The organism is Comamonas sp. C11, assembly GCF_024496285.1.
GTDB lineage: Bacteria > Pseudomonadota > Gammaproteobacteria > Burkholderiales > Burkholderiaceae_C > Comamonas > Comamonas testosteroni_F.
Genome location: NZ_CP101743.1, coordinates 1,641,788 through 1,661,792, shown reverse-complemented (window position 1 = coordinate 1,661,792; position 20,005 = coordinate 1,641,788). Strand labels below are relative to the sequence as shown.

At 61.9% G+C, this 20,005-nt stretch carries 14 protein-coding genes; 2 read left to right on the top strand and 12 right to left on the bottom strand.

Annotation, left to right across the window (positions count from 1 at the left end):
- The first annotated feature begins 10 nt into the window (after nucleotides 1–10).
- Nucleotides 11–409, top strand: coding sequence for a hypothetical protein (locus NOX35_RS07565; protein ID WP_232538141.1), 399 nt, complete (start codon nucleotides 11–13; stop codon nucleotides 407–409).
- A gap of 100 nt (nucleotides 410–509) precedes the next feature.
- Here the strand turns inward: NOX35_RS07565 and NOX35_RS07560 are convergent, their stop codons facing one another.
- The 7 genes from NOX35_RS07560 to NOX35_RS07530 form a co-directional block, all read right to left on the bottom strand.
- Nucleotides 510–2,135, bottom strand: a complete 1,626-nt coding sequence (locus NOX35_RS07560) for an AMP-binding protein (protein ID WP_256496264.1) — start codon at nucleotides 2,133–2,135, stop codon at nucleotides 510–512.
- A 264-nt stretch (nucleotides 2,136–2,399) separates the two neighbouring features.
- Nucleotides 2,400–3,758: an MFS transporter gene (locus tag NOX35_RS07555; RefSeq protein ID WP_256496263.1), complete on the bottom strand. Its 1,359-nt coding sequence runs from the start codon at nucleotides 3,756–3,758 to the stop codon at nucleotides 2,400–2,402.
- A 103-nt stretch (nucleotides 3,759–3,861) separates the two neighbouring features.
- A complete protein-coding gene (locus NOX35_RS07550; RefSeq protein ID WP_256496262.1) occupies nucleotides 3,862–6,279 on the bottom strand; it encodes an acyl-CoA dehydrogenase in 2,418 nt (805 codons plus the stop codon).
- A gap of 29 nt (nucleotides 6,280–6,308) precedes the next feature.
- Complete coding sequence (locus NOX35_RS07545; protein ID WP_256496261.1) at nucleotides 6,309–8,015, bottom strand: GMC family oxidoreductase; 1,707 nt, start codon at nucleotides 8,013–8,015, stop codon at nucleotides 6,309–6,311.
- An 88-nt stretch (nucleotides 8,016–8,103) separates the two neighbouring features.
- Nucleotides 8,104–10,275, bottom strand: coding sequence for an FAD-dependent oxidoreductase (locus NOX35_RS07540; RefSeq protein ID WP_256496260.1), 2,172 nt, complete (start codon nucleotides 10,273–10,275; stop codon nucleotides 8,104–8,106).
- A gap of 17 nt (nucleotides 10,276–10,292) precedes the next feature.
- Nucleotides 10,293–11,498 carry an acetyl-CoA C-acetyltransferase gene (locus NOX35_RS07535; protein ID WP_256496259.1) on the bottom strand — a complete coding sequence of 402 codons (1,206 nt, stop codon included), beginning with the start codon at nucleotides 11,496–11,498 and terminating at the stop codon, nucleotides 10,293–10,295.
- Nucleotides 11,499–11,786: 288 nt separating this feature from the next.
- On the bottom strand, nucleotides 11,787–12,530 hold the full coding sequence (locus NOX35_RS07530; RefSeq protein WP_182286216.1) for an SDR family NAD(P)-dependent oxidoreductase: 744 nt from the start codon (nucleotides 12,528–12,530) through the stop codon (nucleotides 11,787–11,789).
- A 183-nt stretch (nucleotides 12,531–12,713) separates the two neighbouring features.
- Here NOX35_RS07530 and NOX35_RS07525 point away from each other — a divergent pair, with 183 nt between their 5' ends.
- Complete coding sequence (locus NOX35_RS07525; RefSeq protein ID WP_182287127.1) at nucleotides 12,714–13,847, top strand: CaiB/BaiF CoA-transferase family protein; 1,134 nt, start codon at nucleotides 12,714–12,716, stop codon at nucleotides 13,845–13,847.
- Nucleotides 13,848–14,075: 228 nt separating this feature from the next.
- Here NOX35_RS07525 and NOX35_RS07520 read toward each other — a convergent pair whose 3' ends face one another.
- From NOX35_RS07520 to NOX35_RS07500, 5 genes are all read right to left on the bottom strand, one after another.
- Nucleotides 14,076–15,527, bottom strand: a complete 1,452-nt coding sequence (locus tag NOX35_RS07520; protein ID WP_256496895.1) for a diguanylate cyclase — start codon at nucleotides 15,525–15,527, stop codon at nucleotides 14,076–14,078.
- 420 nt (nucleotides 15,528–15,947) lie between these two features.
- The gene (locus NOX35_RS07515) at nucleotides 15,948–17,195 is read right to left on the bottom strand and encodes a LuxR C-terminal-related transcriptional regulator (protein ID WP_182286215.1); all 1,248 of its coding nucleotides are present in this window, start codon (nucleotides 17,193–17,195) and stop codon (nucleotides 15,948–15,950) included.
- 36 nt (nucleotides 17,196–17,231) lie between these two features.
- On the bottom strand, nucleotides 17,232–18,434 hold the full coding sequence (locus NOX35_RS07510; protein WP_256496258.1) for an acetyl-CoA C-acyltransferase: 1,203 nt from the start codon (nucleotides 18,432–18,434) through the stop codon (nucleotides 17,232–17,234).
- A gap of 137 nt (nucleotides 18,435–18,571) precedes the next feature.
- On the bottom strand, nucleotides 18,572–19,057 hold the full coding sequence (locus NOX35_RS07505) for a MaoC family dehydratase (protein WP_182286213.1): 486 nt from the start codon (nucleotides 19,055–19,057) through the stop codon (nucleotides 18,572–18,574).
- Between the two features lie 2 nt (nucleotides 19,058–19,059).
- On the bottom strand, nucleotides 19,060–19,845 hold the full coding sequence (locus NOX35_RS07500) for an SDR family oxidoreductase (protein ID WP_256496257.1): 786 nt from the start codon (nucleotides 19,843–19,845) through the stop codon (nucleotides 19,060–19,062).
- Nucleotides 19,846–20,005 lie beyond the last annotated feature (160 nt).

Here is a 20,005-nt window from a genome sequence, read left to right as displayed (position 1 = left end):
GACGTGGCTCATGCTGCTGAGCTTTTGCGCCATGCCTTGCGGCGCGCAGGAAGCTGCGGCCTGGGAAAAGCAGGTCACGGGCCGCACGTCCATCACCAGGCTGGGCACGATTGACTACGAAGTAAGCTACAGCAGCGTCGGCTTTGACCATTTCTCTTCTGAAATCGTGGCCAGATGGAATGACGGGGGAGCGCAGGAGCAGACGCTGTACGAAGGCATTTACGATCGGCCGCCTGCCAAGGTCTGGGGAACCGGACCTCATCTTTGCATTGCCATGCAAACCTGCGCGCGCTATTCGGATCACTGCAGCCAGTATGTGATTGCACACCGCTATGACGCGCAGGCCAAGGCCTTTGTGGCGCTGACGTCCGAGAAGACGGCGCGCCGTATCTGCGCTGCGGCACGCTGAAAACAAAAAAGAAGGAGGCCGGGGCCTCCTTTAAATCCCGTCGTCAGGCGCGACGAACAGGGTATCCTTTCTGCTGTCTGTAACTGTTCCTTCCTCCGGTTCATGCCTCGATGGCGCTCAGCGGTTCATGCTCTGCCGCATAGGCCTTTGCCCAACGATAATCAGCCTTGCCTGCCGGGCTGCGCTTGACTTCCTGGGCCAGGTACACGGCACGCGGCAGCTTGTAGCCCGACAGATTGCTGCGGCAGATCTTTTCGAACTCCTGCAGATCGAACTCGCGGCCCGGCTGCACCTGCACCACAGCCACCACCTTGCTGCCCCAGCGTTCGTCGGGAAGGCCCACGACCACCACATCCTGCACCGGCAGGTAGCGGCGCGCGGTTTCCTCCACCTCTTCGGGGTAGACCTTCTCGCCTCCTGTGTTGATGCACTGCGAGCCACGGCCAAGCACCACATATTCACCCGTGGTATCGATGCGGGCCCTGTCTCCTGTCAGCACCCAGCGGCTTCCGTCCACAACCACAAAGGTCTCGGCCGTTTTCCTGGGGTCACCGTAATAGCCCAGGGGCATGTGACCACGGCGCGAAAGAGTGCCTTCCTCCCCTGGCTGAGTCAGGATGCGCAGATCTTCGGAAATCACGCTCAGATCGGGACGCGGCGCGATGCGCATAAAGCCTTCGCCCTCGGGCGTCTTCTCTCCCCCGCCCAGAACGCCGGATTCGGAGCTGGCCATGCCGTTGTTGAGCACCAGATGCGGCACCTGCACCAGCAGCCGCTCCTGCAGATGACGCGAGAAAACGGCACCGCCGTTGCCGAAGATCGTCAGTGACTTGAGAGGCCAGCGCCCGGGGTTGTTCTCCAGCTCCTGGATGATGGGCAAGGCCATGGCATCGCCAACCACGGCCATCACATTGATCTGATGATGCTCGATCAGGTCCAGAACATGTACGGGATCGAAGTTCTTGCGATCGCTCACATAGACCGGATGCCCGGAAAACAGGCTGATCAGGGTGGCCCACATGGCTGCGCCATGCATGAGCGGGGCCGCAGCCAGATAGGCCAGCGCCGGGCTGTTGGGCACCAGTTGCAGCAGCTCCTGCGGCCTTTCGATGGGAGGTCTGCGGAAGTAATAGCCGCCACCACCCAAGGCTCCCATGAACAGGGATTTATGCGGCCACATCACGCCCTTGGGCAGCCCCGTGGTGCCGCCGGTGCAGAGCATGAAGATATCGTCATCGCTGCGCTCAGCATCCGTGAGTTCCTTTTCACCTTCGGCCAGCACACATTCGTAGGGTTGCACTGTCCTGGGCAGGCCATGACGCTCCTCGCCAACCCGCAGCGCCAGGCGCAAAGTGGGCACCAGGGCAATGACTTCCAGCACCGACGCATCGAAGTCCGCTCCATAGACCAGGCCGCGCAGGTCCAGGCTGTTGAAAAGCCCCTGAAGCTCATCGGCCACGTAGCGGTAGTTGACGTTGACCGGCACGGCACCGATCTTGCTGCAGGCGAAAAAGGCCTCCAGATACTCGGCGCAGTTGTAGAGCTGGATGCCTACGTTGTCTCCCCGACCTATGCCACGCGCACGCAGCGCATTGCCCAGCTGATTGGCTCGCTCATCGAGCTGCCTGAAACTGAGCGTCTGCCCGCCGCAGCCAAAGGCAATGCGATCCGGCACAGCTTGCACCACCAACTCAAAAATATCCGCCAGATTGAAGGTCCGTGTCATCTCTTGTCTCCCTCTGTCTTCCCGTTTTACGAATCCACTTGTCCCGCAGGTGCTGCAATGCTCGACGACGGTCTGTCCACACTCATCGTCCGCTTGAACCTGGTACAGACCCTTGTGGTTTCGAGGGTGCATGCTCGCAGAGCGGTCAGCAGCGTCCGACAGCACCGGCCCTTAAAAAACATGCGCCAAGGCATTTCCCAGGACTTGGCCGAAGAAAGCAAAATCTCAGTGGAAACTCTCTCCATCCTCTGTCTTCAAATCGCCTCAAGCGATCTTTTTCGCAGTCACCATCGATGCATAGGGCTTGATGGTCCAGGCATAGATCAGCAGCGCCAGCGCATAAAAGGCGAGCATGCTGACCAGCGCCCAGCGCAGCGATTCATTGCCCGCCCGAACGATGAATGCATCGCTGAGCAGACCCACCGTCAGAGGTCCCAGACCACCGCCAACCGCAGTCAGCAGCAGGTTGTAGATGGACAGCGAAGTCGCCAGACGGCTGGAGGCAATCACATTGGTCAATGCAGCAAACACCGGCGCAGCCCAGAAGCTGGAGAAGATGGAGAACAGGCCGTAGTAGGCAATCGCATGCGGAATCTGCAGACCGGCCAGCGTCCACTGTCCCGCAGAGTCATTCAGATAGAACGCCAGCCCCAGCGGAATCGAAACCAGCGTCCCCAGAACCGGAACGCCAATCTGCCAGCGCACATCCCTCCTTGCCATCAGATCGGTGACCCAGCCACTGAGCAAAGCCCCCAAAATCGCCCCCGGCCCGCCGATGAATCCCATGATGGCGCCAGCATCCTTGAGCTGAAGACCATGGGAGCGCACCAGAAACGCGGTATTCCACATGCCGATCGCATAGCCCGAGAACGCCATCAGCATGCTGGCCAGCCCCAGGCCCACAAACGCCTTGTTGCGCACCAGGGCTGACATCACCTCGCTGAACCTCTCGGTTGCTGCCTGCACCACGGAACGACCTTCCTGCGCGCCGCGCAAGGGCTCACGGCAAGTCAAGCGCAACATCAAAGCGATCAGCACGCCGGGCACAGACAGCCACAGAAAGGCCGCACGCCAGCCATGATGCTGGGCAATCCAGGCTCCCACCCCCAGGCCCACCAGCGAGCCCAGATGCGGCCCCAGGCTGAACACGCTCATGGCTCGGCTGCGCTGCTCGGGCGGGTAGACGTCAGCGATCATGGTGGTCGATGCCGCCGTGCTGCCCGCCTCGCCCACAGCCACGCCCACACGAGCGGCCGTCAGGCTCCAGAAGCCCACCGCCATGCCGCAAAGACCCGTGGCAACGCTCCAGCCGGCGCAGCACCAGGCAATCAGGTTGCGGCGGTTGGTACGGTCGGCAAAGCGGCCAAAGGGTACGGCCAGAATGCTGTAGAACAGAGCAAAGGCCAGTCCCGTGAGCAAGCCCATGGCACTGTCCGAAACCCCCATCTCCTGCTTGATGGGCTGAATCAGCACCCCCATGATCTGACGGTCTATCATGCTCACGCCATAGACGAGCAACAGCACCAGCAGCAGATAGTGACGACGCCAGCCCGTCACATTGCTGACCGGCATCACCCTGGCCGAAGCGGCTTGCGGCAAACGGGCCGCAGCAGATGCACTCATTTCCTGTCTCCTGAAAAACGTGATCTCCGCCACGTGGATTGAATGGAGCTTCGTATGCCCGGCAAAAAGGACGCGGCACATTGCGGTGTGCCGCGCCAAGTCACTAGGCAAGCAGTTCGCAGAAGGGCAGGTCCTTGTCCGTACGGGGCTCGGCAGCCAGCCCCAGCACGCGTTCGCCAATGCTGTTGAGCACCACCTCGTCGGTTCCGCCCGCAATGCGCATGCCGGCAGAGCCGAACCACAGGCGCTCCACCATGGCAAAACGCTCGCCAAGTTCGCTGGCAGCCAGCACGCCGCGCTCGCCCAGCAAATCGATGGCGAAATAGCTGAATGACTGCAGCGCGGCAGCAGCCACGTTCTTGGCACCGCTCATTTCGGGGCCGGGCTGGCGGCCCTTGCTCAGCGCCGTCAGCGCGCGGCACTGCAGCAGCCATAGAGCCTGCTCCTTCAGATAGAGGTCGGCCCAGCGCTCGCGCAGGCGACCGTCCTGCAGCGCAGGCCTGCCGTCAAATCGATGATCGGCCAGCAGGCCAGCCGTGGTGCGCCACAGCTCGGCGGGCATCACTCCGCCAATGGCCAGGCGCTCTGCCATCAAGCCTGTCAGCGTGACCTTCCAGCCACCGCCCAGCTTTCCCACCACCTGACTATCGGGCACGAACACGTCCTCGAAGAAGACTTCGTTGAACTCGGACTCGCCCCCCGCCTGGCGAATCGGGCGCACGGTAACGCCGGGCGACTTCATGTCCAGGAAGAAGGTGGTCAAGCCTTCAAACTTGCTGGCTTGGGGATTGGTACGAGTCAATACCAGACCAAACTGGGCAAACTGCGCGAGAGAGGTCCAGACCTTTTGCCCGTTGATGATCCAGCCCTCGCGGCCATCGGTGGCGCGTTCGGCACGCGTGCGCACCATGCCCAGATCGGAGCCGGCCCCCGGCTCGCTCAGCAGCTGGCACCAGAGGTTTTTGCCTTCCAGGGCCGGAGCCGCATGCTTGCCCAGCACTTCAGCGCTGGCGTGCGCCATCACCGATGGCAACACCATGCCCAGGCTGACGTTGAACATGCCCGTGGGTACCTTGACCCGGCCCTCTTCCTGGCGCCAGATCAGCTCCTGCATGGGCGTGCCGCCACGGCCACCCAGCACCTTGGGCCAGGTAATCGCACCCAAACCCGCTGCTGCCTTCCTGCCCTGCCAGACCCGGGCTGCTTCCATGCGCTGCTCGGCAGTCATGTCGCGACCGAAGCAATCGTCGGCACTTGCCTTGGGCTGGGCATTGGCTTGCAGCCAGGCGCGGCATTCGGCGCGGAAGGCGGCTTCTTCAGGCGTGTCCTCAAAGTCCATGGACTGGCGGTCAGCTGCGGCCGAGCCCTGCACTATCGTCTCTTGCACAGGAGCAAGCAACCGCTTTTGCAACTCGGTCGCCACCTGCTCGCGCCAGGCGTGGATACTGCCCAGCTCCACGGCCTGCTGGCGCGCACGGCGGTAGAACAGATGGCAATCCAGCTCCCATGTATAGCCCATGCCGCCGTGGGTGTGCAGGTTTTCCTGTGCAGCATCCGATAGCGCCTGAGTGCTGCTCACGCGTGCTGCGGCGGCTGCGCCGGGCAGCTCGGGCGCACCATCAGCCAGAGCCATGTCTGCCGTCAGCGCCCAGGCTCCGTAGTAGCAATGCGCACGAGCCAGCTGGTTGTTGGTGTAGAGATTGGCCAGCTTGTGCTTGATGCCCTGATAGGAGCCAATGGGCCGGCCAAAGGCCTTGCGCTCCCTGGCATAGCGGCAGGCCATCTCCAGCGCGGAGTCGGCTGCTCCCAGCTGTTCAAAGGCCAGCATCACGGCAGCGCGATTGCGCACGCGTTCCAGCACCTGGGCTGCGCTGCTGGCTGCGCCGAGCTGCTCGGCCGCCGTGCCGTCAAAGCGCAACAAGGCATAGGGCTTGGAAGGATCCAGCGTCCTGAGCTTCTTGCGCTGCACCGAGCCGTCACACCTGAAGGCCAGCAGCACATCCGCACCCGTCGCATTGCGCGCCAGCGCCACCCCCCATTGCGCGGCCATGCCATCGGCCACCAGCGGACATTCCCCCTTCAGGGTCCTGCCGTCAAACAGGGGCAGAGCGGATGGAGGGTCCTGTCCGTCCGTCGGCGCTGCCAGGCAGCCAATGCTTCCACCCGAAACCGGCAGCAACCATTGCCGTCGTTGTGCAGACTGCTCCTGTGTAGATAGCAGGACGGCCTGCACCGCCAGATACATGGTCGATGCCAGAGGCACGGGGCTGAGCTGGCGGCCCACTTCCTCGGCCACCACGCACATTTCCATGGCACCGAGGCCGATACCGCCACAGTCCTCCGGCAGCATCAGGCTGCTCACACCCAACTGGGCCATGCCGCTCCATACGTCCTGGGCATGATGACTCTCGCCCTCGCCCTCGAGCAAGGCACGCGCCTGCGTCAGCGGCGATTCCCTGGTCAGGAATTTTCGTATTTCGTTGCGCAATGCGTTCTGGTCGTCACTGAAATCGAAGTTCATCTTTTTGTCTCCACCCATTCTTCCAAGGCTCAAACCACGGCAGTGACATGTGCGACATCCGGTAGCACCGCAGCCACACTCCACTGCCTTGCAGCGGGAAGCGCCAGACTCAGCACCAGATCCGCACCCTTGTCGCCAATCACCACCGATGCAGCATTCGTATTGCCCGACACCAGGTGCGGCATGATCGAGGCATCGATCACACGCAGCCCCTGCACGCCCTTGACCCGGAGGTCTGGCGTGACCACGCTTCGCGGGTCAGTGACATGGCCCATGCGGCAGCTGCCGCTGGCGTGGTGGCCCGAGCCCATGTACATGGAGATCCAGTCCAGCAGCTCCTCGTCGCTTTGCAGGCCAGGTGCCGGGCGTGTCTGCGTTTCGATCAGGCCGGCCAGCGCGGGTTGGCGGGCAATCCTGCTGGCCATGCGTACTCCATGGAGCAGCGCCTTGCGGTCACGCTCGTCATGCAGATAGTTCATGCGAATGCTGGCCAGCTCCTCGGGATGGCGGCTCTTGAGCCGGAGCTGGCCGCGTGAATACGGGCGCACCTGGTAGGGCGCCATCGTCATGCCGGGGAAGGCCTCGGTACGATAGCTCCTGCCCTTTTGCATATAGCCTTCGATATCGCCGGTCACGGGCAGGCCGTGAATCTGGATGTCGTTGTAGGGCAGGCTCGCATCGCTGCTGAACCAGGCGGCAAACTCCGAAGCCGGCATGGCCATGGCGCCCTGCCTGGTCAGCAGGTATTGGATGAGCGAAGCGCCAATGCCCAGGCCGCGCAGCGAGCGGTTGAGGCTGGGCGTGCCGGCCTTCATGCGCCAGGACATGGGGACAATCGCATGGTCCTGCAGATTGGCGCCCACGCCGGGCAAATCCACCTTGACCTCGACCCCCATCTCCTGCAGATGCGCTGCCGGGCCGATGCCCGAAAGCATCAGCAAATGGGGCGACTGCAGGGCCCCTGCACACAGCAGGACCTCCTTGCCTGCGCGGGCGGTGTGGCTTGCGCCGGCCTTGTCCTTCCAGTGCACCGTGCTGGCGCGCAGCCCGTCAAGACCTATGCGGGTGACCAGCACCTGCATGCGCACATCCAGATTGCGCCTCTGCATGGCGGGCTCGATGGCGTTTTTGGCCACCGACGAGCGCTGACCGTTCTTGAGATTGACCTGAAACAGCCCTGCACCGTCGGGATGGCCGTTGTTGAAATCCTTGCAGGCGGGCATGCCGGCTTGAACGGCAGCCTGCACCATGGCCAGCGATACAGGATGTGGGTTGTGCAGATTGTTGGCCGTCAGCGGCCCGCCCCGCCCATGCCAGGGCCGGGTGAATTCTTGTTCGCTGCGCTGCTGGTCTTCTGTGCGCACGAAGTAGGGCAGCAACTCGTCATAGCTCCAGCCCGCTGCCCCTTGCTCAGCCCAGCTGTCGAAGTCCGCCCGATCGCCGCGCACATAAATCATGCCATTGATGGAGGATGAGCCGCCCAGACGCTTGCCTCGCGGCAGACTGATGCGGCGCTTGGCTGCGTAGTGCTCGGGCTCTGTTTCGTGCCCCCAGGAATAACGAGGACTGTTGATCATCTGGCCCCAGCCCGAAGGCATGGAGACCAGCAAATCCTGATGGCTCGCGCCGCCTTCGAGCAACAAGACCTTGTGCTGCCGGTTCTCGCTCAGCCGCGCAGCCAGTGTGCCGCCCGCCGAGCCCGCGCCTATGACGATGTAATCGAAGACTTCATCCATGTCCTGTCTCCATTGATGTATTTATCGGATGAGTGTCTGCACATGGGACAAGCCCTGGCCCGCCCCTCGCGGCACATCTGTGCTCTTGTCAGGCTCTTGCACTCTTGCCGTAGAAGGTCTGGCCCTTGGCCGCCATATCGCGCAGCAGCTGCGGCGGGCGCAGCTGCTCGCCAAACAGATCGGCCAGACGGTCGGCCTCGGCCACGAACTGCGGCAGACCTATGCCGTCGATAAAGCAGAAGGGGCCGCCGGTGTAGGCCGGAAAGCCCACGCCGAAAATCGAGCCGATGTCGCCATCGGCCGGCGCCAGCAGCACGCCCTCCTCCATGGCACGCGCGCCTTCGACGGCCTGCACATAGAGAATGCGCTGCTTGAGGTCGTGCGCGCTGGGTTGCAGGGCTTTGAGCGGGTAATGCTCGGCCAGCCCGGGCCAGATGCGCTTGCCGCTGCCACCCTCACTAGGGTCGTAGTCATAGAAGCCCTTGCCCACCTTGCGGCCCAGGCGGCCCAGCTCGAACAGCTTGCCGATTACGGGCACGGAACGACCGGGCCTGTATTCCTCGGGGAACTCCTTGGCCTGGGCTTCGCCCGCATGCTTGGACAGATCAATCGACAACTCGTCGGTAATCGCCAGAGGTCCCACAGGCATGCCCGCATGTTTTGCACAGTTCTCTATCAATGCAGGGGCAATGCCTTCGGCCACCATGCCGATGGCGTCATCCACAAATGCACCGATGAAGCGGCTGGTGAAAAAGCCGCGCTTGTCGTTGACGACAATAGGCGTTTTCCTGAGCTGAGCCACGAAGTCCAGTGCCTGCGCCAGCGTGGCATCCGATGTCTGCTTGCCGCGAATCACTTCCACCAGCGGCATCTTGTCGGCCGGCGAGAAGAAATGCAGACCGATGAAGCGATCGGGCCGCTCGCTCGCCTGCGCCAGCAGGCTGATGGGCAGGGCCGAGGTATTGCTGGCCAGCACGCAGCCAGGCGGCAGCACAGAGTCCAGCTTGCGGGTCACTTCGGCCTTGATGGCACGGTCTTCGAACACGGCTTCGACCACCATGTCGGCATCGCGCAGCTGCTCGTAATCGGTGCAGGGCGTGATGCGAGCGAGGATGGAATCGGCCTTCTCGCGGCTGTGGCGGCCCTTGTCAACCTGCCTGGCCAGCACCTTCTGGGAGTACTGCTTTCCCTTGTCCGCAGCTGCCTGATCCCGGTCTATCAGCACCACCTGAATACCGCGCTGGGCGGCCACCAGGGCAATGCCCGCGCCCATCATTCCCGCGCCGATCAGGCCCAGCTTGCGGCACTTGAAAGGCTCAAAACCTGCGGGACGGTGCATGCCCTTCTCGGCCTTGGTCTTGTTGACGAAGAGCGTGCGGATCATGCCCCGCGCCACAGGGCTGCGCGACAGCGTGGCCATGTACTTGCTCTCGATGCGCAGACCCTTGTCCATGGGCAGCTGGCAGCCTTCGTAGATGCAGCTCTGAATGCACAGCGGCGCCGGCATATTGTGAAATGTCTTTGCCTGCAGCAGGGTGTTGCCCACCACGAAAGCCGGGGCCACACGTGGGTCCAGCGGGCCGCCACCCGGGATGCGAAAGCCTTTCACATCCCAGGGCTGAACCGCCGTGGGACTGGCCAGCAGCCAGGCCTTGGCAGCGCCTAGCAGCTGCTCGGGAGCCACCACTTCGTCCACCAGACCGGCTTCCCTGGCCTTCACGGCCTGCAGCTGCTTGCCTTCCATCAGAAAAGGCATGGCAGCCAGAATGCCGATCATGCGCGGCAGGCGCTGGGTGCCGCCGGCGCCGGGCAGCAAGCCCACTTGAGCTTCGGGCAAACCGAGCATGACCATGGGTGCATCGGCTGCAATGCGGCGATGGCAGGCCAGGCAGATTTCATAACCACCGCCCAGCGCCATGCCGTTGATGGCCGCCACCAGCGGCTTGCCCAGGGTCTCCAACTTGCGCAGCAGCCTGGACAGCGATGCGCAGGACGCGAACAGTTCCTCGATGGGCATGTCTGCCATGGCGTCGATATTGGCCTCCATGCCCATCAGGTCGGCCCCCGCGACAAAGCTGTCCTTGCCCGAGGTGATGATGCCGCCGCGCACCCGGTCGTCGCCTTGCATGCGTGCAATACAGACCTCCAGGCTGTCCATGAACGCCTGATCGATCACATTCATGGTCTTGCCGGGGTAATCCAGCGTCAGCGTGGCGATGCCGTCCTCATCTACGGCGTAGCGAATGATCTCTGTTGTCATGATTTCTGCTTCCTCACTCACACGCGTTCGATGATCATGGCCGAGCCCATGCCCGCCGCCACGCACAGGCTGATCAGCGCCGTGCGCTTGCCGCTGCGCTCCAGCTCGTCCAGCACCGTGCCAAGAATCATGGCGCCGGTGGCTCCCAGAGGATGGCCCATGGCGATCGCTCCGCCGTTGACGTTCATGCGCTCATGGGGAATGTCCAGCTCCTCCATCATGGTCAGCACCACCGTGGCAAAGGCCTCGTTGAGCTCCCACAGGTCGATGTCAGAAGCCTGCATGCGCGCACGCTCCAGCACCTTGCGCGCGGCATGGGCCGGGCCGTCCAGCATCAGGGTCGGCTCGGAGCCTATGCTGGCAAACGCGCGGATGCGGGCCCTGGGCTTCATGCCCTGCCTGGCACCGGCCTCAGCCGTGCCGATCAGCACGGCAGCCGCACCGTCGACAATGCCCGAGCTGTTGCCGGCATGGTGATGATGGTGAATCTGCTCGACCTGCGGATAGCGCTGCAGTGCCACGCTGTCATAGCCGTACTTCTGGCCCATTTCGGTGAACGCGGGCTTGAGTGCCGCCAGCGACTCGACCGTGGTCTCGGCTCGAATGGTCTCGTCCTTTTCCAGCAGCGTCATGCCCAGGAAGTCCTTGACAGGCACGACAGACCTGTCGAAGCGCCCTTGAGCCCAGGCCGCAGCCGCACGACGATGGCTTTCGGCCGAGTAAGCATCCAGATCCTGGCGGCTGTGGCCGCGCAGCGATGCCAGCAGATCGGCCGAGATGCCCTGCATCACGAAATAGGTCTTGCTGGCCAGCTGCGGGTCCTGCGCCCAGGCACCACCGTCCGAGCCCATGGGCACGCGGGACATCATCTCCACACCGGCACCGATCGTCATATCGGCCTGACCGGACATGACCTTGGCCGCCGCAAAGCTCACCGCCTCCAGGCCCGAGCCGCAGTAGCGGTTGATCTGCACGCCGGCCACGCTCTGTGCATAGTCGGCCTGCAACACCGCCATGCGGCCCACGTTACCGCCCTGCTCGCCCACTGGCACCACACAGCCCATGACCACGTCGTCCACCATCGCCGTATCGAGCCGATTGCGCTCACGCAGCGCCACCAGCGGCTGCGCGGCCAGCCAGACCGGCGTCACCTCATGCAGCGCTCCATCCGGCTTGCCCTTGCCCCGGGGGGTACGGACATGGTCGAAGATCAATGCCTCCATCTGCTTTCCTCACATCACCAGGTTGTTATCGAGTTCTTTTTCAGATTGCCATACGGCTTTTGCCCCAACCTACCTGATTCAGACTAGGGGCAGACTATGAGAAAAACAGGCCGCAACCTCCCCTGGTGGCACATGGCTTGCCCCTCCGGGCGCGAAAGCCGGTTTGCGCCGCAAGAATGCCCGCATCGGGGGCTTTGTCGCCTTCGGTGCCACAGCTCTCGTGCTCATGAGTGACAAAAAAGCCTCCCGGCTTACCCCACCGGAAGGCTGTTGGAAAAGCTGTCGGGCTCAGGCCACCAGACCACCGCCGTTGACCGGCAGCACCTGGCCGTTGACCCACTCCGCTTCGGTCGATGCCAGATAGCTCACGGCCGCACCCACATCCTGGGGCGAGCCGGCCCGGCCCACGGAAGTGCCTTTTCTGGCGATCTTCTCCGAGCCCTCCCAGTTGTTCATGGTGCCCAGCGACAAGGCGTTGGCCGTCACTCCATGCGGGCCGACCTCGCCCGAGAGATTGCGAATGAAGCCAATCGCTGCCGCCTTGGCTGCACCATAGGCGCACAGCCCCATGCCCGTGGCCGTGCGCGCTGCATCGGAGTTGATGGCCACGATGCGCCCCCAGCCCTTTTGCTGCATGGCGGGCAGCAGAGCCTGGCAGGCATGCATCAACCCGTGCAGATTGAGCTGCAGCCAGGCGTTCCATTCGGACTCGGGCGACTGCAGAAACGGCGTGTAGCCCCAGCCCTGGGCCGGGATGCCGGCGTTGTGCACAAAGATATCGACCACGCCGACCTCGTCCCGGATGCGCTGCGCCATGGCAAAAATGGCGTCGCGATCCGTCAGATCCGCCGCCTGTGCCGATGCCTTCAATCCCGCCTCGCGCAATTGACACGCCGCACTCTCGGCGCGGTCCTGATGAAAGTCGTTCACCACCACATGCGCGCCCTGCGCGGCCAGTGCCTGCGCGATGCCGAACCCCATGCCGCGCCCGGCACCGCTGACCAGCGCCACTTTCCCATCCAGCCTGAACATATCTTGCTCTCCTTTTCTATGGAATATCCAGTGTTGACCTGGCTTTCATCCCGGACATACTCCAAATGGACGGGGTCAAAACCGGCGGGATCCACAAGATGGAAAAGTCGCAGACAAAAACAGGAGACCGACTTGAGTACAGAACACCCTTTCCAAGGTCAGGGCCCGGGGCCTTTGAGCGGAATTCGCGTCATCGAATTGGCAGGCATAGGCCCTGCCCCCTTTGCCGGCATGATGCTGGCCGATATGGGTGCCGAAGTGATTCTCATCGAGCGCAGCGCCGACCATGCAGCTGCATCCCGCTACCCGCGCATGGCGCAGAACCGGGGCAAGAAGTCCATCGCGCTGGACCTCAAGTCAGAGGGCGGACGCGCCGCCGCCTGGAAGCTTATCGAGTCTGCCGACGCGCTGATCGAAGGCTTCAGACCCGGCGTGATGGAGCGCCTGGGCTTCAGTCCCGAGGAAGTCGCCCTCCGCGCACCCCGCCTGGTCTTTGGCCGCGTCACCGGCTGGGGCCAGACCGGCCCCCTGTCCCAGGCCGCAGGCCATGACATCAATTATGTGGCGCTGACAGGCGTGTTATCCACCTCCATGCGCCCCGGCCAAGCTCCCGTGCTGCCGCCCACCATCGTGGGCGATATGGCGGGCGGCGCCATGTTCTTGCTGTTCGGCATCATGTGCGCCATGCACGAGGCACGTCAATCCGGCAGGGGTCAGGTGGTGGACGCAGCCATGATCGACGGAGTGACCGCCATGAGTGGCCTGATGCACCAGATGCGCAGCGGCATGGGCTACTGGAAGGACGATCCCGCGCAGAATCACTTTCTCAACACTTCACCCTTCTATGAAGTGTTCGAGTGCGCAGATGGCAAGCACATCACCCTGGGCGCCATCGAACCGCAGTTCTATGCCTTGCAGCTGCAAAAGCTGGGCCTGACCGATATCGATCCCAAGCGACAGTACCAGAGCTCCGACTGGCCCGAAGTCAAGGCCCGCGTGGCAGAAATCGTGTGCAGAAAGACGCAGGCACAGTGGTGCGAAGAGCTCGAAGGCAGCGATGTCTGCTTTGCCCCGGTACTGAGTCTGGCCGAGGCACCTGCTCATCCGCACAACGCCCAGCGCAATCTGTTCATCGACCTGGAAGTGGACGGCAGCACCCAGCGCCAGCCCTCACCGGCCCCACGCTTTTCACGCACCCCCGCGCGCAGCCCCACACCAGGAACCAGGATCGGGCAGGACACCGATGCCGTGCTCGCATCCTTGGGCTATGCCAGGGCAGATATTGCGGCGCTGCGCGAAAGCAAGGCATGCGCCTGAGCAGCTGCCTGATATAGCGACTATCAAAATAGAAGCTGCTAGCGCTATAAATCAATAGAATTCATATTCTTTTAACTCTGATACCTATTGATATCAAGCGCTAGCAGCTATTAGTTTTGCATGCAGTGCTCTTTGCCGGGCAAATGTCGTGGACCGGGAACCGGGTTTCACGCTCCAACGCAAGACAAGCCCAGGAGACACAAGGCCCCTGCAAGGGTTTGCAGGGCACTATGTTGAATGCACGCTTGATGAAGCGACCTTGTTACGGCCAGTCATCTTGGCGCTGTACAGCGCCTTGTCGGCCGAACGCAAAATCGTCGACATGTCCAGATCTCTTGCCGGCACCCAGGCAGCACAACCTATGCTGACCGTGATGCACCCGAATTCGCTTCCAGTGTGCGCAATGGCAAGCTGAGCGACCGCCTCACGAATATTCTCGGCAATGAGCACCCCTCCGTCCAGGGGGGTGTCCGGCAACACCACGATGAATTCCTCACCTCCATAGCGTGCCGCACTGTCTTCCGGGCGCCGAATATTGTCGCCAATGCATTTCGCCACGGTCGCCAGAGCAGCATCCCCGGCCTGATGCCCGTAAGTGTCGTTATAGGCCTTGAACCAATCGATATCGACGAACAACAGCGAAAAAGCGCTGTGATTTCTTTTTGCCCTGCGCCATTCGTGGTCGATGATTTCATCGAGTTTGCGGCGGTTGCTCAAGCCAGTCAGTCCGTCGGTACGCGCCAGCATCGCCAATTCGGACTCTGCGCGCATGCGGCGTTTGAGCTGCGCTCCGAAAGCGAAAGACAGGCCAATGAAAGCCATCGTGAGCGTCGCCATGACAGAGGCTATCAGCAAGGCTCTCTGTCGCCAGGCCGCGTAAATATCGGAATGCGCCTTGGCCACCATGATGATGAATGGAAGGCTGGGCAGATTCTTAAAGTAATAAGCCCGCTGGGTGCCATCGAGGTACGACGTATCCGAAAAGCTGCCTTCGGGTGCCGACATGAACTGCCGGAACGTGCTTGCATTGCGGATATTGCGCCCGATGACTCTTGCATCGAAGGGCTGCCGCATCATCATGGCTCCATCTTTCCTTATCAAGGCCAGCGATCCGTGTTTACCTAGCGAAAGCGCAGAAAACAGTTTCTGAAAGTACTCCAGCTGAACATCCATCAGCACAATGCCGGCGAAAGAGCCGTCCGCATGGGAAATCCGACGACTCAGAGGAATGCTCAGGGAGCCGCCATGCAGCGTGGATGAATAAGGGTCCCCCACGTAGAGACCGATGCTTGGACTCTCTTTATGCACTTTGAAAAAGTCATGATCCGCGTAATGCCCGTTCACCAAATCCGCGCCCCCTGCATTAAGGGCAATTTTTCCGTCTGCGTCAAGAACCAGGATGGATCCCAGATAGGTGGCGGTTGCGGCCTTGTCGAACAAGGCCGCATTACGCACATGCGGCGAGGCGGCCATCACTTCGGAATCGTTGAGTCCATCGACCACGGCTTGCAACGACAGTGCATAGAGCTCGAAGTTCCGAACCACGTCATTTTCAGCAAGAAGGGCCACATTGCGCGATGTTTCTATCGCGTGCTCCATCGTATCCAGCCGGCTCTGATAGAGGACGACGGTACAGATCACTGTCATCGACAGCGCAATGACCCCCCCCACCAAGAGCATTGCATAGGGCGCACTAGAAATGGAGTTGAAGTGATCAAAAGCAGGCTTGCGAAATAGTTTCATGTCGTTGCTTTATTTGAGCGAGCCAGTCACATTTCTTCTATTTAGCCATGCAAGTGCTTTCTTCCGCAGGAACACCGGATACTCACCCCTGCGCCGGTCATTGTGCCTTGGTTTCTCTGATGAGGGGCGGGGGTTATCTTGCCCTGGCAGGCATTCGCACCTCGACCGCCAGCTTGTTTTCAAACGATTGAAGTCGAGGCTGCTCTACACCCGATCACAAGCGACCTGAACCGGGCCTCCCATCAACATGCTGTCGCGAGGAATTTTCCACGGTCAGGGTTGAACGCAGTGAGCCCGGCTCTGCTCCAGATACAAAAAAACGGGCCGAAGCCCGCTTTTTATCTACACCGACCGTCGTCACTTGTTCCCCAGCCAGGCCACGCTGTTGAGGAAGATGCGCACCAGCTCGGTCTGGCGGCGCACCCCCGTCTTGGAAAAGATGGAGCGCAGATGGGCTCGCGCCGTGTTGCGGCGGATGTTGAGCGCTTCGGCGGCCTCCTCCAGCGACAGGCCGTTGGCCAGCTGGATGGCCAGCGAAGTCTCGGCCGGCGTCAGCTGGAACAGCTGCTGGGCCAGCTTCACGGGAGGGTCGGCCTTGCCGCCGGTGTCGCGTACAAAGACGGCAACACTGGGGCGCTGCTTGCCCTCGGTCCACTCGTCGGGAGAAATGCTTTGCACCACCACGCCCCAGTTGAGCTGGCCCGACTGGCGGCTGACCGACATGCCTTCGGTCATGGACAGGCGCGAGACCTGGGTATGCATGAGCGCATCCTTGATCAGGCGCTGCAGCTTGCGGTTGTCGTTGGCGTAGTTGGCCTCCAGCATGCCGCCGGAGATCTTCAGGCCGTCCTGCATGTCCAGAATGCTGGCCGCGGCGGGATTGCACTCCAGCACATTGCCGTTCTGATCGAGGATGACCACCCCCACCATCAGCTGGGCCGTGGCCTTGCTGTAGAGGGAGATGACCTGACGGTCCTGGTTCACCGACAGATGCAGGTTCAGCGCGCGCTTGATATGCGGCAGCATCATGGAGCCAAAGGCACGCTCCTGCTTGTTGAAAGCCGGGGCACCTTCGGGCCGCGTGATGCGCAGACCGTAGACGCAGCTGTCCTTGGTGACGATGTCGGCAGCCATCACGTGGAACACCTGCAGCTGCTTGCACCAGTCGTTGTAGTAGCTCGAAGCGCGCCACTCGGACTCGGGCATCACATCCCCCACCGTCACGATACGGTCGGTAGGCATGCTACGAAACGGGCTCATGCTGATCTTGGGGCAGTTCGGCATCAGATCGCGGCGGTCGCCTGCGGCCGAGACGATCAGCCCCACATCATCGGCGGAGCCGGGGCGCACTATGAGCGAGGCGTAATTGCCTCCCAGTTGCAGACGCAGAGTCTCCAGAAAAGGCTTCCAGCCTTCCGGGTCCATGGCAGCTTCATAGAGCTGACTGATCAGCGCACTGAACTGCTCTGCGCTCACGAAGGGCGCATCGACCGATGCGCGCACGGGGGCCGGGGTGTCGAATATGGGCACATCCTTGATCACGCAAGCGATGGAACTTGGCGTGTAGGTGGAAAAACCCATCTTGGCGAAAGCGCTGACCATCATGTTCAACTCCTTGGCTGAAGGTTGGTTGCAGACAGATCAGTTCAGCTCAAACAGGCCGGCCGCGCCCATGCCGCCGCCAATGCACATGCTCACCACCACAAAACGCACGCCGCGGCGACGCCCCTCCAGCAGGGCATGACCCACCAGACGTGCGCCCGACATGCCGAAGGGGTGGCCGATGGAGATCGCGCCGCCGTTGACGTTCAGGCGCTCATCGGGAATGCCCAGTTTGTCGCGGCTGTAGATCACCTGGCAGGCAAATGCCTCGTTGATTTCCCACAGGCCGATGTCGCCAACCGTCAGCCCATGCTGCTTGAGCAGCTTGGGGATGGCATAGACGGGGCCGATCCCCATTTCATCGGCACGGCAGCCTGCCACGGCCACGCCGCGATAGGTGCCCAGTGCCGCGAGTCCGCGACTGCGGGCTTCGTCGGCACTCATCACCACACAGGCGCTGGCACCATCGGACAGCTGGGATGCATTGCCGGCCGTGATGAACTGGCCTTGCTCCACCCACTGGCCGTTCTTCCATACAGGCTTGAGCTTGGCCAGACTCTCCAGCGTGGTGTCGGCACGGTTGCCCTCGTCGCGGGTCAGCGTGACTTCCTCGCTGCCGGTGACATTGCCTTCCTTGTCAAACAGCTGCTTGACCGTGGTCAGCGGCACGATTTCATCGTCGAACAGGCCACGGGCCTGTGCGGCGGCCACGCGCTGCTGGCTGCGCAGCGAGTACTCGTCCTGGGCTTCACGGCTGATGCCGTAGCGCTGACTGACCAGCTCGGCCGTCTCTATCATTTGAATGTAAGCCGTGGGCTCTGCGGCCAGCACCGCCTTCGACTGGGCTCGGTACGAATTCTTGTACTTGTTCTGAACCAGGGAAATGGACTCCAGGCCTCCGGCGACGGCAATATTCATCTCGCCGGTCATGACACCCTTGGCAGCCGTGGCAATGCTCATGAGGCCCGATGCACACATGCGGTCGATCACCATGCCGCCCACGGATTCCGGCAGGCCGGCGGTGTAGCCGCACAGACGCCCCAGGTTGTAGCCCTGCGTGCCCTGCTGCGCGGCAATGCCCAAAATGACATCATCCACATCCGCACCAGCCACGTTCGCCTTGTTGAGCGCCGCGCGAATGACGTGTCCGCCCAGCACCGGGGCTTCGGTGTCGTTGAAGGCACCACGGTAAGCCTTGCCTATGGGAGTACGTGCCGTCGAAACGATGACTGCGTCTTTCATGTCTTTGTCTCCTAACTTTCTTTTCGTCGCGCCCTGGGCAGCTTTTGCTGCCGTATCGAGGTCGGCCACTCTGTCGGTGGCTCGTCCCTCCTCACAAAAAAATGCAACCGCCCACCGAAGCAGGCGCTTGCACACACTCAATTTTCCGGGATAAAGAACAGCCTGCTGATGGTTTCAACCACACAGCCGGGTTTATCCTGATTCTTGACCTGTACGGTGATTCGGATCGTGACCTGTACGCCGTCTTCCCCGATCGGGGTCGCCGCCACCACCTCGCCACTGCCACGCACGAAGCTGTTCACCAGCACCGGAGCCGGAAAACGCACCTTCTCGCAACCATAGTTGACGCCCATCTTCAGCCCCTGATAGCTGACCAGCTGAGGCAAAAACAGATTGGCCAGCGACAGCGTCAGATATCCATGGGCCACGCAGGCGCCGAACGGGCCGCTCCTGGCCTGCTCCGGGTCCACATGAATCCATTGGTGATCGCCCGTGGCATCGGCAAACTGATTGATGCGCTCCTGCGTGATCTGCACCCATTCGGTCTCGCCCAGCTGACGTCCCACCGATGCCTGCACCGAGGCTGCCGAGTCAAACAGCATCTTGTCTGCGACTGCATTCATGCTCAGGCCCTCTGCGAGCTGACGGACACCACTTCACCCGTCATGTACGAGGAGTAGTCGCTGGCCAGGAAGATCATCACATTGGCTACTTCCCAGGGCTCGGCACCACGGCCAAAGGCTTCCTTCTCGGACAGCTTGGCCAGCAGCTCTTCAGAGGCGGACTTCTTGAGAAAGGCGTGAATGGCGATGGAAGGTGCCACGGCGTTGATGCGGATGCCGAATTCGGCCGCTTCCAGCGCCGAGCAGCGCGTGAGGGCCATCACGCCTGCCTTGGCCGCTGCGTAGTGAGCCTGCTCGGTCTGGGCGCGCCAGCCCAGCACCGAGGCGTTGTTGACGATCACGCCCTTGCCGCGTGGCTGCATCAGCTTGAGCGCTGCGCGCGTCATGCGGAAGGTGCCGGTCAGCGTGATGTCGATGACCTTGTTCCACTCGTCATCGCCCATGTCGACGACCTTGCAACTGGTGCCCAGACCCGCGTTATTGATCAGCACATCGATCCCGCCCATGGCGCTGTCGGCTTCGGAGATCAGCGCCTGAACCTGTTCTTCCCTGCTCACGTCGCAGAGCTTGCCAAAGACCTGGGTCAAACCCGTGTCCTTTTTGATCTGCTCCACGGCTTCGGCCAGCCGGCGCTCATGCACATCGGAGATGAACAAGGCCTTGCAGCCCTCCTCCGCTGCTCGTTTTGCAGCTGAAAAGCCGATACCGGCGCCAGCAGCAGCGGTAACGAGCACAGTTTTGTCTTTGAGCAGGCCGTGGGGAGCAACGTAGAAGGGAGCGCTAGTCATTTGTCATTCAGAAGGTAGTTACCCTGATCTTCCGGCTCCCGCTGCGCTGCAGCATCGTCACTTTGGACGATAGGTCATTCCCTAGTGTCGCTGGAAGGACATTTCAAAGGAGAAAATGCTGCAAACCACAAGGAAGAACCTGCGGTTCACAGCATCTTCT

Bases quoted from the DNA above. Each gene is read 5' to 3' on its own strand.
- NOX35_RS07535 (WP_256496259.1), bottom strand. From the start codon at position 11,498: ATGGAGGCATTGATCTTCGACCATGTCCGTACCCCCCGGGGCAAGGGC.
- NOX35_RS07555 (WP_256496263.1), bottom strand. From the start codon at position 3,758: ATGAGTGCATCTGCTGCGGCCCGTTTGCCGCAAGCCGCTTCGGCCAGG.
- NOX35_RS07510 (WP_256496258.1), bottom strand. From the start codon at position 18,434: ATGAAAGACGCAGTCATCGTTTCGACGGCACGTACTCCCATAGGCAAG.
- NOX35_RS07500 (WP_256496257.1), bottom strand. From the start codon at position 19,845: ATGACTAGCGCTCCCTTCTACGTTGCTCCCCACGGCCTGCTCAAAGAC.
- NOX35_RS07545 (WP_256496261.1), bottom strand. From the start codon at position 8,015: ATGGATGAAGTCTTCGATTACATCGTCATAGGCGCGGGCTCGGCGGGC.
- NOX35_RS07565 (WP_232538141.1), top strand. From the start codon at position 11: ATGCTGCTGAGCTTTTGCGCCATGCCTTGCGGCGCGCAGGAAGCTGCG.
- NOX35_RS07560 (WP_256496264.1), bottom strand. From the start codon at position 2,135: ATGACACGGACCTTCAATCTGGCGGATATTTTTGAGTTGGTGGTGCAA.
- NOX35_RS07515 (WP_182286215.1), bottom strand. From the start codon at position 17,195: ATGATGGTCAGCGCTTTCGCCAAGATGGGTTTTTCCACCTACACGCCA.
- NOX35_RS07505 (WP_182286213.1), bottom strand. From the start codon at position 19,057: ATGAATGCAGTCGCAGACAAGATGCTGTTTGACTCGGCAGCCTCGGTG.
- NOX35_RS07550 (WP_256496262.1), bottom strand. From the start codon at position 6,279: ATGAACTTCGATTTCAGTGACGACCAGAACGCATTGCGCAACGAAATA.
- NOX35_RS07520 (WP_256496895.1), bottom strand. From the start codon at position 15,527: ATGCTCTTGGTGGGGGGGGTCATTGCGCTGTCGATGACAGTGATCTGT.
- NOX35_RS07540 (WP_256496260.1), bottom strand. From the start codon at position 10,275: ATGACAACAGAGATCATTCGCTACGCCGTAGATGAGGACGGCATCGCC.
- NOX35_RS07530 (WP_182286216.1), bottom strand. From the start codon at position 12,530: ATGTTCAGGCTGGATGGGAAAGTGGCGCTGGTCAGCGGTGCCGGGCGC.